This window comes from Mesorhizobium sp. P170090 (assembly GCF_057786115.1).
This window is the reverse complement of record NZ_JBYNWH010000001.1, coordinates 2,173,916-2,187,698: the sequence shown is the minus strand read 5'-3', so window position 1 is coordinate 2,187,698 and position 13,783 is coordinate 2,173,916. Positions and strand designations below refer to the sequence as shown.

General features: G+C 59.6%; 13 protein-coding genes. 6 read left to right on the top strand and 7 right to left on the bottom strand.

What is annotated here, in order from left to right:
- Window positions 1-226: 226 nt before the first annotated feature.
- Window positions 227-451 (bottom strand): hypothetical protein, encoded by a 225-nt coding sequence (locus AC3EML_RS10380; protein WP_352522103.1) that lies wholly within the window; start codon window positions 449-451, stop codon window positions 227-229.
- A gap of 136 nt (window positions 452-587) precedes the next feature.
- Between AC3EML_RS10380 and AC3EML_RS10375 the strand changes: the two genes are divergently transcribed.
- The 4 genes from AC3EML_RS10375 to AC3EML_RS10360 all read left to right on the top strand — a co-directional run bounded on the left by AC3EML_RS10375 (window position 588) and on the right by AC3EML_RS10360 (window position 6,216).
- On the top strand, window positions 588-1,127 hold the full coding sequence (locus tag AC3EML_RS10375) for an SRPBCC family protein (RefSeq protein ID WP_488505200.1): 540 nt from the start codon (window positions 588-590) through the stop codon (window positions 1,125-1,127).
- A 111-nt stretch (window positions 1,128-1,238) separates the two neighbouring features.
- A complete protein-coding gene (locus AC3EML_RS10370) occupies window positions 1,239-3,662 on the top strand; it encodes a phosphoketolase family protein (RefSeq protein ID WP_352522105.1) in 2,424 nt (807 codons plus the stop codon).
- Between the two features lie 49 nt (window positions 3,663-3,711).
- On the top strand, window positions 3,712-4,908 hold the full coding sequence (locus AC3EML_RS10365) for an acetate/propionate family kinase (RefSeq protein ID WP_352522106.1): 1,197 nt from the start codon (window positions 3,712-3,714) through the stop codon (window positions 4,906-4,908).
- 24 nt (window positions 4,909-4,932) lie between these two features.
- Window positions 4,933-6,216 (top strand): ATP-grasp domain-containing protein, encoded by a 1,284-nt coding sequence (locus AC3EML_RS10360; protein WP_352522107.1) that lies wholly within the window; start codon window positions 4,933-4,935, stop codon window positions 6,214-6,216.
- A gap of 609 nt (window positions 6,217-6,825) precedes the next feature.
- Here AC3EML_RS10360 and AC3EML_RS10355 read toward each other — a convergent pair.
- Window positions 6,826-7,002 (bottom strand): hypothetical protein, encoded by a 177-nt coding sequence (locus AC3EML_RS10355; protein WP_488505199.1) that lies wholly within the window; start codon window positions 7,000-7,002, stop codon window positions 6,826-6,828.
- 1,684 nt (window positions 7,003-8,686) lie between these two features.
- Here AC3EML_RS10355 and AC3EML_RS10350 point away from each other — a divergent pair.
- A complete protein-coding gene (locus AC3EML_RS10350; protein ID WP_352522109.1) occupies window positions 8,687-9,424 on the top strand; it encodes a hypothetical protein in 738 nt (245 codons plus the stop codon).
- Between the two features lie 120 nt (window positions 9,425-9,544).
- Here AC3EML_RS10350 and AC3EML_RS10345 read toward each other — a convergent pair whose 3' ends face one another.
- The 3 genes from AC3EML_RS10345 to AC3EML_RS10335 form a co-directional block, all read right to left on the bottom strand.
- Window positions 9,545-9,772, bottom strand: a complete 228-nt coding sequence (locus tag AC3EML_RS10345; RefSeq protein WP_352522110.1) for a KTSC domain-containing protein — start codon at window positions 9,770-9,772, stop codon at window positions 9,545-9,547.
- 43 nt (window positions 9,773-9,815) lie between these two features.
- Window positions 9,816-10,010 carry a hypothetical protein gene (locus AC3EML_RS10340; RefSeq protein WP_352522111.1) on the bottom strand — a complete coding sequence of 65 codons (195 nt, stop codon included), beginning with the start codon at window positions 10,008-10,010 and terminating at the stop codon, window positions 9,816-9,818.
- Between the two features lie 190 nt (window positions 10,011-10,200).
- Entirely contained in the window at window positions 10,201-10,386 is a 186-nt protein-coding gene (locus AC3EML_RS10335; RefSeq protein ID WP_352522112.1) for a DUF3606 domain-containing protein, read from the bottom strand.
- A 125-nt stretch (window positions 10,387-10,511) separates the two neighbouring features.
- Between AC3EML_RS10335 and AC3EML_RS10330 the strand changes: the two genes are divergently transcribed.
- On the top strand, window positions 10,512-11,390 hold the full coding sequence (locus AC3EML_RS10330) for an ATP-dependent DNA ligase (protein ID WP_352522113.1): 879 nt from the start codon (window positions 10,512-10,514) through the stop codon (window positions 11,388-11,390).
- 875 nt (window positions 11,391-12,265) lie between these two features.
- On the opposite strand, the gene AC3EML_RS10325 is transcribed toward AC3EML_RS10330, so the two are convergent.
- Together AC3EML_RS10325 and AC3EML_RS10320 are read right to left on the bottom strand one after the other, a co-directional pair.
- Window positions 12,266-12,529 carry a hypothetical protein gene (locus AC3EML_RS10325; RefSeq protein ID WP_352522114.1) on the bottom strand — a complete coding sequence of 88 codons (264 nt, stop codon included), beginning with the start codon at window positions 12,527-12,529 and terminating at the stop codon, window positions 12,266-12,268.
- A gap of 193 nt (window positions 12,530-12,722) precedes the next feature.
- A complete protein-coding gene (locus tag AC3EML_RS10320) occupies window positions 12,723-13,415 on the bottom strand; it encodes an SOS response-associated peptidase (RefSeq protein WP_352522115.1) in 693 nt (230 codons plus the stop codon).
- Window positions 13,416-13,783 lie beyond the last annotated feature (368 nt).

Below are 13,783 nucleotides of genomic sequence, written 5' to 3'. Positions count from 1 at the left end.
CGATATGGGGCCTTGGCAAGCACTGTCGGATTCAACAGTGCCTAGGGCTGCGACGGCGCGATATCAGGCCAAGATCTGGGGTGGACGCAGGAGCGCCTCGGGGTCTATGCCCGTTGGCAGGAATGCCTTGCCTGCCATGAACCGGGCGGCAATCGGCACACAAGGAAGAACGGCAGATTCGCCGGCGGAAATGCCTGCAGCACGGATCCGGTCGCGTCCACGCAATTTAGGCAGCCATCACATGGCGCGCGATGATTGTCCCGGCCTGGGGACGGACGTCACGTATCGCGTTGCCCGACGTGATCGAGGGTGTCGCAACGTCGGCAGTGGCGCTGGCTCCGAAAGCCTGCCCGGCAAGACCCGCAAGGGCACCGCCCGCGATAAGGAGGACCACGGAGAACAGCAATCGAAGCTGAGCCGACGCAATTTTCATGTGTTCAATATAGCCCAACTGCGAGTCGCCACTTTGACGCAAATCAATGCCGCAGCTCCGGGGGAGCGCTTAGTTCACCGGGTCTCATTCGACACCGATCGGATGATTTCCCAGTTTCTCCCTTGAAAACTGCGGATGAATCGGAGGCGAGATGATGCCAGCAATGTCGCGTTCCACTCAGGCCACCGTCAGCATAGAATCCGCGGCCGAGCCTGTGTTTGCCTATCTCGACGACCACAGACATCTCGGGGCGCATATGAGCGCCTCATCATGGGTGATGCTCGGTTCGAAGATGGACTACGAGTTCGATGCAGGCGAAGCTCGGTCGGTTGGCTCCAAGTTCGGATTCCGTGGAAAAATACTCGGAATTGCGCTGTCGGCGAAGCAAGTGGTTGCGAGCCGAATGCCGCCCAGATTGAAGGTCTGGGAAACTATCGGGGCCCCAAACCTCTGGGTGATCGGCCGCTATCGCATGGGCTTCGAGATCGTCCCCGAGGCGCGATCCTGCCTGCTTCGGGTCTTCATCGACTACGACCTGCCGGACACGGCGCCGGCCCGGTTGCTTGGCCTGATCTTTGCGGATGCGTATGCACGTTGGTGCACGGATCGGATAGCGAAAGACGCAGCCCTTTATTTCGAGAAGGTCGGGGCGCGCGCCGTCCCGGGCGCTCAAGCATCTAGAAAGTCAGCCTAGCAATGACGGACCCAATGGCGCGCGAACGCGTTGGTGTCCATTCACAACGAGTCGACAAGCAGAGGCGCGTCGCGATCCAGCGGCATTTGCAAACAACGCAACGGAGCTGATATGACCGACCATGCGAGAGTAGCAGTCCCCAGTGGGCGGCTATCTGAAAGCCAGTTGCGCGACATCGATGCCTACTGGCGTGCCGCCAACTACCTGACCATCGGCCAGATCTACCTGCTCGACAATCCGCTGCTTCGAGAGCCGTTGCGACTGGAACACGTCAAGCCGCGTCTGCTCGGGCACTGGGGAACATCGCCAGGCCTGAGTTTCATCTATGCGCACCTCAACCGGGCGATCCGGCTCAAGGACGCAAATGTGATCTATGTCTGCGGTCCCGGCCACGGCGGCCCGGCAATGGTGGCGAACACCTTCCTAGAGGGCACCTACACCGAGTTAAATCCGGATATAACGATGGATGAGGAGGGTATGCGCAAGCTGTTCCGACAGTTCTCGTTTCCAGGCGGAATTCCGAGTCACGCCGCGCCAGTCGTGCCGGGTTCGATCAATGAAGGCGGCGAACTGGGCTACGCGCTTTCTCATGCCTACGGCGCGGCGTTCGACAATCCGGACCTCGTCGTCGCCTGCATCGTCGGCGATGGCGAGGCCGAAACCGGACCACTGGCTGCGGCATGGCATTCCAACAAATTCCTCAATCCGGCGAGCGACGGCGCGGTTCTGCCGATCCTGCATTTGAACGGCTACAAGATCGCCAATCCGACGATTCTGGGCCGCATTCCCGAAGATGAATTGCGCGCGCTGTTTATCGGCTACGGCTATGAACCGCTGTTCGTCGAGGGACACGAGCCGGCGCTGATGCATCAACGAATGGCGGCCGTGCTCGACGATGCGCTCGACCGCATCCGGGAGATCCAGCATGCCGCGCGCGATGGTTCAGCGGCGGCGACTTTGCGACCAAAATGGCCGATGATCGTGCTTCGAAGCCCCAAAGGCTGGACCGGCCCGAAGGAGGTCGACGGGCTGAAGACCGAAGGCTTCTGGCGCTCGCACCAGGTTCCCTTGTCGGGCTTGGCGGAAAACCCGGAGCATCTCAAGCTGCTGGAGGAATGGCTGAAAAGCTATCGGCCCGAGGAGCTGTTCGACGCCGCTGGTGCTCTAGTCCCTTCGATCCGCGACACCGCGCCCCAAGCCACGCGGCGCATGAGCGCCAACCCGCATGCCAATGGCGGCCTGCTGCGCCGGTCTCTCGATCTGCCCGGCTTGCATGACCATGCGGTAGCCATTACCCGGCCCGGCGCCGTCAAGGCCGAGTCTACCCGTGTGATGGGGACCTTCCTGCGAGACGTCATGCAGTTGAACCAGGCCACGAAGAACTTTCGCATTGTCGGACCCGACGAAACCGCCTCGAACCGGCTTCAAGACGTGTTCGAAGTGACCGAGCGAGCCTGGATGGAAAAGATCCTTCCCGAAGACGTTCATCTCGGCCGTGACGGCCGGGTCATGGAAATCCTATCCGAACACACATGCCAGGGCTGGCTTGAAGGCTACCTGCTTACCGGGCGGCACGGCCTGTTCTCCTGCTACGAGGCCTTCATGCACATCGTCGACTCCATGTTCAATCAGCACGCGAAATGGCTGGATGCCTGCCGCGACATTCCATGGCGTCGGCCCGTTGCTTCGCTGAACTACCTGTTGTCGAGCCATGTTTGGCATCAGGAGCACAATGGCTTCAGCCATCAGGATCCCGGCTTCATCGACGTCGCCCTCAACAAGAAGGCCGACATCGTTCGCGTCTATCTCCCGCCGGATGCCAACACCTTGCTGTGCGTGACCGACCATGTGCTGCAGACCTGGAACCGCATCAACGTCATCGTCGCCGGCAAGCCACCATCGTGGCAGTGGCTGTCGATGGACAAGGCAATTGTCCACTGCAGGGCAGGCATCGGCATATGGGATTGGGCGTCGACGGACGATGGAGCGGAGCCTGACGTGGTCATGGCTTGCGCCGGCGATGTTCCGACGCTCGAAACGCTGGCGGCTGTGCAGATCCTCAGGCGCCATGTTCCAGAGCTCAGGATCAGGGTGGTCAACATCGTTGACCTGATGACCCTGCAGCCGAAGGAGCATCACCCGCACGGCCTGTCGGATCGCGATTTCGACGCGTTATTCACCACCGGCAAACCCGTCATCTTCGCCTATCATGGCTATCCTTGGACCGTTCATCGCCTGACCTATCGGCGCACCAATCACGACAACATCCATGTGCGTGGCTTTAACGAGGAGGGCACGACAACCACGCCCTTCGACATGACCGTTTTGAACGGCCTCGATCGTTTCCACCTCGTCCAAAGTGTGCTTGACCGGGTTCCGGAATTGAAGGGCGTGCGGGTTGGTCTGAAGCAGATGATGGACAGCAAGCTGCTTGAACATCGAGCCTATATTCGCGCCCATGGCGAGGATACGCCGGAAATACTCGACTGGAAGTGGGGGCAGGATCCAAATGCGGCGGCGGCTCGTTCGGGTTGAGCCGACGCCCGCCATTTCGGATATCGCCGCGACCAGATCGGACAGCCCCATGACCGATGCAATCCTCGTCCTGAACGGCGGTTCCTCGAGCCTAAAGTTCGCGGTCTTTGAGGGACGCGACGAACTGCCACTACTGCTGCGAGGCAATGTCGCCTCGCTCAGCCAGCATCCGCGGTTGCGTGTGGACGCTGCAGCGGGATGGCCTGAAATAGACCGGAGCTTGAGCGGCGGACCGATCGATATCGGGGAGGCATTCGCGACGGTTGCCTCGGTGCTCAATGATCGCGATCTTCTCCCCGTCATCGTCAGGGTAGGGCATAGGATCGTCCATGGTGGGCGCGGCTTGACTGAAGCGACGCTGCTCGATCAGCCCACACTGGAGTCGCTCCGGCTGCTCGAACCGCTGGCTCCGATCCATCAGAGGATAAATCTAGAAATTGTCGCACTGGCAGCCGACCTCCTGCCACAGGCGATTCAGGTTGGTTGCTTCGACACAGCGTTTCATTCTGCAAGGCCTGAGATCGCAAAGATTTACGGCCTTCCTCGCGCGATGACCGAGGCAGGCTTGGTCTCCTATGGCTTTCACGGACTTTCGTATAGCCACATCGCTTCGAAGCTGCGTGATCGCTACGGCGCGGGCGCCGGCGGCCGGGCGATCGTCGCCCATCTCGGCAGCGGTGCGAGCCTGTGTGCCATGAACGCTGGAACAAGCGTCGCCACGACGATGGGGTTTTCAACGCTCGACGGCCTTGTCATGAGCACGCGTTGCGGTGCGCTCGATCCGGGGATCATCCTCCACCTCCTAGAGGACAAGAGGTTGTCGGCCGACGAACTGGTTGTCCTTCTCTACGAGCAATCAGGCCTGCTAGGGGTGTCAGGAATATCCGGGGACATGCAGACGCTTATCGGCTCTGGGGATTCAGCTGCCGCCGAGGCTGTCGGTCTTTTCATCTATCGCATTGGGCGCGAGATAGGGTCGCTGGCCGCTGCCCTCGGAGGGCTGGATACGCTGGTGTTCACTGCCGGTATCGGCGAAAACGCCCCTTTGATCCGGGAAGGGATCGGTGCCGCGGCCCGCTGGCTCGGCGTCAAGATCGACCATGACCGGAACGTAAAAGGCGAGGAAATGATCAGCCTCGCCGGTTCCGGCGTCGACGTGCTTGTCATTCCCACGGATGAGGAAAGATCGGTCGGCAGCCAATTGCTCGCGTTGTCGTCGCGACGAGGGCGAGACACCGCATTATGATGCCATCGGCGAGGAGATGCTGACATGCTCAAAATCCCCGGCGCAGCGGAAGCCAACACATCTCTGTCGGCGCGACTTAACCACAAATGCTTCTGCATTACGCTCGACCGGACAGCACTTTGGGCGGCGCTGAACCATGAGGCCGGCGACCTCGGATTCTCCGAAACCTTCATGGCGTCGCGGCCTCATCTGTTTTCCAATGTTCCGGTCTTCCTCGCCGCGTCTGCCCTCGATGAGATGCAGGGTATTGTCGTTGCCGTCGAGGCGACAGCCAGGCTGCAAGGTTACCGCGACGCCGTGCTCTCCTGGGCTCCCGAAATCGCGCAACGGGATTTTGGACCGGTCGGCGCTATGATGGGCTACGATTTTCACCTCAACGATGACGGTCCCAAGCTGATCGAGGTCAACACCAACGCGGGCGGTGCTTTCCTTAATGCCTTGCTGGCCAAGGCGCAGAAGGCGTGCTGTTCAGACGTTGACCGTGCGTTGATCGGCGCCAGGGACGATCGCTTCGAAACCAGCGTCGTTGCGATGTTCGAGAGCGAATGGCGCCGTCAGCGCGGAGCCGGTTCGCCGCGAAGGATCGCGATCGTCGATGATCGGCCTGAGGAGCAGTATCTCTATCCTGAATTCGTGCTTGCGCGGCAGCTATTGCTGAAGCACGGCATAGACGCGGTGATCAGCGACGCGAGCGAGCTGAAATATGATGGCGGCAAGCTTCGGCTCGACGGACAGGAGATTGACCTTGTTTACAACCGCCTGGTCGATTTCACACTTGATCGCCCGGAGCATGCTTCGCTCAGAACTGCTTATCAGGACGGCGCTGTGGTGGTCACACCCAATCCGCACAACCATTCGCTCTTTGCAAGCAAGCGCAATCTCACACTGTTGTCCGATCCGGCGGCACTCGAAGCATTCGGCCTTTCTCTGGAGATGCGCTCGCGGCTTGCGGGTGTCCCGCGGACCACGCTGGTCACTCCCGACAATTCGGATGCCGCCTGGCAATCCCGTAAGGAGATGTTCTTCAAGCCGCACTCAGGCCACGGCAGCAAGGCGGTCTACCGCGGCGACAAGGTCACGAAGGGGGTTTGGGCCGAGATCTCCCGTGGCGGCTATGTGGCCCAGGCGTTTGCCTCACCCGGACAGCGCATTATCGAGATTGATGGCGCGCCCACGCCGCGCAAGATGGACGTGCGGCTTTACACTTATGATGGCCAGGTGTTGCTCGCGGCCGCCCGCCTCTACCAGGGCCAGACTACAAATTTCCGGACACCCGGCGGCGGTTTTGCCCCGGTGCTTGTGATCTAAAGATGCGGGATCATCGGTGGTAGACATCGCACTAACGAGAAAGCAGAGTTCCGGCCACTCGCCGAACCCGGCCACGGGTGAAAAAACGGTGCACGACCGAGTGGCAGGACACAATACTCTCATTTTTAAGCCCTGAAAGGCTGCGTTCAGACGACCGTCACTCCACCCTTTGCCGGAGTTTCGAGTGACAGCTCGAGCAATCCTGCAAGATGAGACGGCTGGCTAGCCGCAGGTGCCGTGTTGTCTGCGTGCCCTGCACGCCAATCCCAAGGCGTTTGAAACTCTCCGACCCAAAGTCCGAACTTGGCCGCCTCGGCCTTCGCCTGCTGCCCAGCATAGGCCCCGTGGCTTTAGCGGGGCCAATCCAGCGCCTGGCCATGCTCTACCATCCAAAGAGGCGACGCCAGCGCCGTCGGCTCGCCGGCAATCTCCTACGAAGCGGCTGTTGCGGTCCCAAGCTACAAACGTGCAATTGATCGGCCTCGATGCGGCCAGGAATCTGTCCAGCGCTTCGGCCGATCGCCGGACGCACGGATATTCGGACCCCTTGGCGTCCTCGCAATTTTGCTTGCTCTCGGGCGCGTCGATCCCATTGAAACGGATGCGTCGTCAATGAATTTCGATCGTGTCGCCGTCGATGACCGACGCAACGCCGGCGATCAGCCCTGGGCTAGGGCTGATCGGGCTCGACAGATGGATCTTGGGTGCACGGTCGCTGTGCTGCATGACGAAGGCGGCCATTGCAGCTACGGCCACGAAGATCAGGCGCTTCGGAATGCGAGCCAATTGGCGTGCGCCCGCAGCTTGGCGCCGGTCCGCTTGCGCCATTGCCAACACCGATTGTCGTATCGGTATTTTTCCAAACCCCTCCCCCCGATGAGAGGATGCGACTGTTTTGGTTTGGAGTCCAGCGGGCCGGCTCCGCAGGGTTCGGGATGCGCTAACTAGCCCGCGGCCTGGCTTTCGGTCCTGGCAAGCTTTCGGACGGATTTGCGGTCAATCTGGCGGTTCGCCGATCTCTTAGCCACTGCGACCTCTTTTTTGCCACCAGTTCTTCGCGGTCGTCGTCATCAGCGGTCCTTCGGCCATGTGCGGCGATCGCATAGTCGGCTCTGTTCGTTCGATAATCTTCTTTTTGCACGGACATCGTTTTTCCTCCCTTTGGCCTTTTCCTCCCTTGGGCCTAACGGGCGAGATTAACCGCCTTTGCTTCACGCGAGTCTACCAATTAGAGATTGTGCTAAAATGATACACTCTGTGCTGAGCACAGCCGGCGATGCGCAGCAGAATTCCGGCGCAGCTTTAGCGAGCTGCGCTTGGTGATGTGGTTGTTCACTCGAGGCAACAGCTAACGAAACAGGGATTACCCTGTGCAGGTCCCCGATGTGGAGATGGCAACGTTCGGGTTTCCCCTTGGGGGGCCGCTTATGTCAAGCGCCGGCAACACATCGGGTCAAGCCGGGCCTGATTGGACGAGTGAAGCACTTGCGTGGCGAGGAGGACGTGCGCCATGCTTCGCTCCGGGACTTCTGCGAGGACAACAAGTAGCAGTTCCGACCTGACTGGTTCGGGCTCCGACCCAATGGACGACTCAACGTGCCTCGATGTGATCGATATGGGCTGGGGAGTGAAAGTTGGCGCTACCGCTTTTGGAGCAGATGCGCCGGAACCACGACGGGACTGGACCATGACCACAGTGCGAGCCCAATAAGTTCGTCGGTCTGGCGCGACGAGATGCGGGTCGCCGCCGACGCGATTGTGAAACTTGTTGTCCATAGACAGATCCCACCTTGCATCAACACAGCGTCTCGCACGCCTCGCCGTCGCCATCGTCATCGTCATCGTCATCGAGCTTACCGCCCCACGAGCAATTTTGGAGATAGCATTGGGCTTCGTCGCACGAGCGCCTGGAGTGTGCTCGGGCAACCAACCCCTCCGCCGCTCGTTGACCAATGCTGGCTCGTGCCAGCTACTCCAGGCCGATTGCCCGCCGGCTCATGCTGGCGGCCTTTTTTGCTTGAGTCGGGAACATCCTCGCTCTGAGGCTGTTCGGTCACACCCGGCTCGTTCTTCAGCGGTCCGTTCCTGTGACCAAGATGTCCTCTCCACTCATCATGGTCGGCCCGCGCAGCCTCGGAAGCAGCGCGGGCCATCCCGTCGCAAGCCCGCTGGCCTCGGTCGGCCGGCTTTTTGTTTTTCTCCCGAGAACGTGCCGACTACCTTAGGTGCCATCAAGCCCTTTGAGTGACCCCAAAACTTCGGCCTAAGACCTTCGAGATTCGAAGCGAATCGGCCCAAAGGACGCTGATCTCGCTTTCGCATTTCAAACACTTATGCGGTTTGCGTTGGGTGGCCGGCCCCTTCGTTCTCGTAATGAAAGCACAGCTATATCTAAGTTTACCCTTTGTATTAGCGATTCCTCATGTTGCCGGCTATACGTTTAGTGGCGGTGGCAATGTCGGAGGAAATTATGACATCCCGCAAGACCCTTTTTGCTGCATTCGCGGTGCTCGCGCTCTTGGTGTCGCCGGCCCTGGCTGGTGCTGGTGGCAACGGCCATGGGAATGGTAACGGCCATGGTAATGGCAATGGCAATGGCAATGGCAATGGCGGAGGAAAGGGTAATACTAGCAGCAATGGCGGAGGCGGCGGTTCGCACGGCAAGTCGGCATCAGCCAAGGGCCAGGCCGCCAAGGGCCAGGTCGCCAAGGCCGCTACCCCTTCTGTGTCCAAGGAAAAGAATATCCATGCCAAGCTCGGCCGGTTGAACTCGCTGCAGCGCAACGCCAACGCCTTTATGCACTCCAAGAGCAAGAACTTCGCTGGCGTGCAGGCTTTTGTGACACAGTCGGCAATAGCCAAGAACGCTCAATCGGCGCTCGATGCCGCGAATCAGGCGGTTGCCGACGCCAAAGCGGCGCTCGACGCGCTGAATGCGAAAGCGGCTGACCCGAATACCCCGCCCGAAGATGTCCCGACGCAGGCCGACCTCGATGCAGCACAGACAGCATTCGATGACGCCACTCAGGCCGCGGCCGATGCTCAGGCCGCCGCCGCTGACGCCGCTGCCAACGTCCCATCGCTCGATGCAGCTCTTGCCCAAATGGCCAACAAGCCGGTTGACCCTGAAGTGACAGATTGGGCCAATGGCGTGCTTGCCGAGAAGATCGACCAAGTAGCCGCCAAGCTGGCGCCGGCCACGCCTTGAGGCCCTCATGCGGCGGCAGCAGTCGACGATAAAGCCGTCGGGTCCGCCCGGCGGCTGCATCTGGTTGGGTCCGCGCTTTCCTTTTTAGGTGGCGCGGGCCGCTTTGGATTAGAAATTGTGTCAACCGCCCGACGAGCCTGCTGCCCTCGCTGGCGCGAGCCGGAATGCATAACGGTTCCGGATTTGAGTGTTGAAATAGACGCCCTTGGCAAAGGCAGCTTTGAACGCAGCAACGGCCTCAGCAGGCACGTCCAAAAACTCGTAATGCTTCCCGCTCGCTACAAACCAAACCGAGAGAACCCTGGTGTTGGGGTCATAGTCGAACTTGCGTATCGAGGTCGACGGCATTGTATGCCATCCAAAAACTCAGCTAGCCGAGTTGGATCCTCAGCTACAGGCTGAAACTGTATTCGAATATATGGCCGCGCTTTTCGTCGGCAACCCTGATCCAGATGGGCTCGCTGGTGCGCAGAGTGATGTCGCGCTCTGTCGCTTCCCGCGCCGCCCTGATCGGCGTTGTCGCGTGGACGATGTGGGTAGCCGTCACGGTATCGCCGTCCATTTCCTCGACGTGGTATTTCGGCACTTTTGGTCCTAAGCGTCCAGTTCGAGCGGCTCGTGCTCCGGATCGGCATGATAAGCGACCTGGCGAAAATCGCGCATATCAATCTGTTGCCCGCAAACAGGGCAAGGGAGGAAATGCGCGAGTTCGCTCGCGGGCGGTCCTTCATGTCGGTGCCCGATTAGTGGTCTGCCGAGATCAGATAGCCTGGTCATTATTTCCGCAGAGCCTTCGCTTCTCGCTCCAGCGTCTCGCGTTGGTTGCCGTGCTTCGCGATCAATTCCTTGACCTGTTGCGGGGTGATGCCGGTTTTGCTGGCGAAATACTCGACCTCATAATCCTCATCGGCTGAAACACGGTCCCGATCGCGAAAATCCCGTTTGCTCTTGTCGTCGGCCATATCTCGATTCCTCCTGCGAATATTGAGCAACGTATAGTTAGCGTGTTTGTTGCACCAAAAGCCGATTTCCGGTTTCGGAACCATTTTAGCTTAAGCTTATTGAATCGCCGGGTGTGGGTCTGTTTATGCGTGCAAAATTCATCCGGCCAATGGAGCCCGAGCTCTTCGATGTGCCGCCGGCTGGCGACGATTGGAGCCATGAAATCAAATTCGATGGCTACCGCACGCAGGCCATCAAAGACGAAGACGGCATCCGCTTCTTCACAAAGAACGGCTTCGACTGGACGGCTCGATATCGCTACCTCGCCGAAGAGGCGGCGGCGATCGAGGCGGAGAGCTTCATCCTCGAAGGCGAAGCTATCATGATCAACGGTGCCGGCCTGTCCGACTTTCATGCCATGCAGGCAGTGATTGGCCTGCGGCGGCCATCACCAGATATCTACCTGGTTGCATTCGATCTGCTGTTCCTGAATGGGCATGACCTGCGCGGGATGCCGACCCAAGATCGTCGCGAGTTGCTGCACGAACTGATTCCGGCCAGCGGGCACATCCAATTCAGCGAGGCGATGCCCGGCACCGGTGACGCCGTTTATCACCTGGCCGACAAGGCCGGGCTGGAAGGGATTGTTTCGAAGCTCAAGGGCAGTCCATATCGCAGCGGCAAAACGAGCGCCTGGCGGAAGATCAAGTGCTTTGAGGAAAAGGAAATGGAGATCATCGGCGCTCAGCGCGAGCGCGGCAAAGCTGCCCAGGTGATCATGGCTGAAAAGGGCCACTACAAAGGTGGTGCATTCGTCTCGTTCACTGCCGACAAGCGGCGGGTGTTATGGGATCGCGTCCAGGGCAAGGTTGGCGGCCCGGTCCCGAAGGGGCATAAGAAGGACAAGGCCGAGTGGCTGAAGCCTGGACTGGTCGGGAGGGTCAAGACCCTCAAAGGCGAAGACAAGCTGCGGCACGCAAGGCTGCTGGATTTCTGGGAAGATGGCACAGATGGCCGTGGCTAAAAAACGCCAGGAGCGCGTCACATGTGCGTAGATGTTGCCTGTATGAGCACGCCTTTTCACTCGCCACCCGCGGTTCGCGAACGCTCTGGAAAATTGTCGCGTCGAAACACTTCGGGCGTTGGACTGCAACTTCAGTGCGTTTCCCCCTTGGAAGGCCGCGCCATACGCGGCGGGCATTTTAGCATCAGCTTGACAACTTGATCACTCCCAAGCACGATCGGTGGGATGGGAAAGCGAGGAGCTACCTTATGAAAAAGATCTATGAAAAGCCTGTCCTGACCAAGCGCGGAAATCTCTCCTATCTCACGTCGCAAGTCGTCGTCATTGTGTCGGGTCCTGCCTCTGAGACCTAATTCCATCTTCGACCACTGAAGCCCACTGGCTCGGCCAGCGGGCCTTTTTTTTCATAGGCGGAATCTAATATTTTGGGCTGGTTTCAACCACGGCAGCCACAACCGGCCTCCGCCCCGATATAGACGCCCGACCACGAGAAACCGGGAGAGGTTTGCGGGCCATTGCGTGCGTGCAGGCTAAGGTTGGCGGCCGGCGCCGAAAGGGAGCGACAGGGGCGAACGGCTGAAGCCCGGTCTCGTCCGCTGCATGCGGTTTCTCAAGGGCGAAGAGAAAGCTTGGTTATGCCAAGCTTCTCGAGGCGATGCATCTTCGGGAAGGCAACCTGCCCGAGAGCGACCAAGCCGTTTTGGATATGCCGGCGGAAAGGCCGGCCTCCAGAAGGCCAGCTGATCAAGCGCCATCGGCATGGATTGGGACTCGCTCCTCAGTGAAGCCCATTTCCTGAAAGAGCTTGAAGGCAGACTAAGCGAAAAATAATTCTTTCGATGGTGCCCCCAAAGGCAATCGATATCCGTTACAGCTTACTCCATGTCGGGAACGTCGCCACTGACGAACAACGTCGTTGGCGGGCCATATTCCCCTAGCGCGGGGTCTGCGTCACGGCTCCAGGCAATGACGCCAACATGGTTCGAAGCCAGCGCCTTCGCTGTGCGGATTGCACGCTCTTCACTTTGCTGATCGGTCGGGCCGTAGGTTGTGAAAAGCTCGCCGTCGTCGCCTCGATCAAATGCCACGACCACAATCAACTTCGGTTTGGCTTGGGTGGGCAGGACGTTGTCCGACATTCAAACCTCCTAAAGGAACCACTCGCCATCGCCGCGAGTTTCCAGCAGAACCAGTGCGATGGCTGCTGCGGCCAGGCAAAGCCGAAGCCTCCATCCTTACAGCAGCCGGGCTGCTCACACCCACGATTGTCGACGTGCCGTCGAGCGCGCGGCTCCGCTTTGATGCCTCCGGCAAGCTGGCCAGGTTCTTCGCTCATAGCGGGTTAATCGGCGCGACCAGGCCGGGATGGTCATTGGGCAACTTGTTGACGGCGCTCGTGTTTACCTCGCGCCCAACGCGATTGAACTGAAGCTGGCCATCGATGTCGTGACTGAGAATCTCCTTGACACTGTCGTTGGTTGTCGCCGGGTCCAGCCAAGCGTCATAGTAAGCTGGATCGAGGATGAGCGGCTGCCGATCGTGCAACTGCTTCATAGGGTCGCCAGCGGGCTCCGTGATGATCGTGCAACTGGTTATGTCGAGGTTGGAATTGTAGGCCCACAGGCCGGCAAACGAGAACGGCGTGTGGCCTGGCTGGTAAATGTGCCATGGGTCTTTCTTGCCGTCAGCCGGCGAGATCGTCCACTCGTAGAAACCATCGGCCGGTATCAGGCAGCGCTTCGACTTGAAGGCGTCGCGAAATGCAGGCGCGGTGTCGACACCTTCGATCCTTGCATTGAACATAGCCGCCTTCGGCATCTCCTTTGCCCAGAAAGGAACCAGCCACCAACGCCCCTCGCGGAGCTTGTGATTCCCGTCTTCACTGGCTGTTACGAATGGGACATCCTGGGTAGGTGCGATGTTGTAGCGCGGCTCATCGTTGCGGCCGGTGTCGACTGGCGCCGTCAGTTTATAGAGCCGGTGAATTTCCGACCACGACAGATACTTGGTGTAGCGTCCGCACATCGTTGGGCCTCAGTTACGCAGGAGCTCAGGCACGCTGAGCGGGCCAAGGTCGAGGATTCTCCTATACTTATCGCTACGGCGCCAGACTCCGCGTATCTTGCCTTTTTCGCGATCCCGCTTCGCATCGAACGCTTCACCTGGAAAATAATCTAGGAACGCCCTTGCCTCGGCTGGATCCGCGAAGCAGTGCAATCGATATTCCTCGTATTTGCCGTTTGGCCAAACCGCTTGCACGTGCCTGATTTGGAAAGTCATTCCGCGTTCCTGACAGTAGTCGTGAATGGCCGTCCGGTTCCGGCCAATGCAGAGGTCGTCCGGCAGCGCGACTTGGTGTGGCCATTTTCCGTCGATTGTCGATGGCGCCGGAA

Coding starts and splice junctions, on each gene's coding strand:
- AC3EML_RS10375 (WP_488505200.1), top strand. CDS start 588: ATGCCAGCAATGTCGCGTTCCACTCAGGCCACCGTCAGCATAGAATCC.
- AC3EML_RS10370 (WP_352522105.1), top strand. CDS start 1,239: ATGACCGACCATGCGAGAGTAGCAGTCCCCAGTGGGCGGCTATCTGAA.
- AC3EML_RS10365 (WP_352522106.1), top strand. CDS start 3,712: ATGACCGATGCAATCCTCGTCCTGAACGGCGGTTCCTCGAGCCTAAAG.
- AC3EML_RS10360 (WP_352522107.1), top strand. CDS start 4,933: ATGCTCAAAATCCCCGGCGCAGCGGAAGCCAACACATCTCTGTCGGCG.
- AC3EML_RS10350 (WP_352522109.1), top strand. CDS start 8,687: ATGACATCCCGCAAGACCCTTTTTGCTGCATTCGCGGTGCTCGCGCTC.
- AC3EML_RS10345 (WP_352522110.1), bottom strand. CDS start 9,772: ATGCCGTCGACCTCGATACGCAAGTTCGACTATGACCCCAACACCAGG.
- AC3EML_RS10335 (WP_352522112.1), bottom strand. CDS start 10,386: ATGGCCGACGACAAGAGCAAACGGGATTTTCGCGATCGGGACCGTGTT.
- AC3EML_RS10330 (WP_352522113.1), top strand. CDS start 10,512: ATGCGTGCAAAATTCATCCGGCCAATGGAGCCCGAGCTCTTCGATGTG.
- AC3EML_RS10325 (WP_352522114.1), bottom strand. CDS start 12,529: ATGTCGGACAACGTCCTGCCCACCCAAGCCAAACCGAAGTTGATTGTG.
- AC3EML_RS10320 (WP_352522115.1), bottom strand. CDS start 13,415: ATGTGCGGACGCTACACCAAGTATCTGTCGTGGTCGGAAATTCACCGG.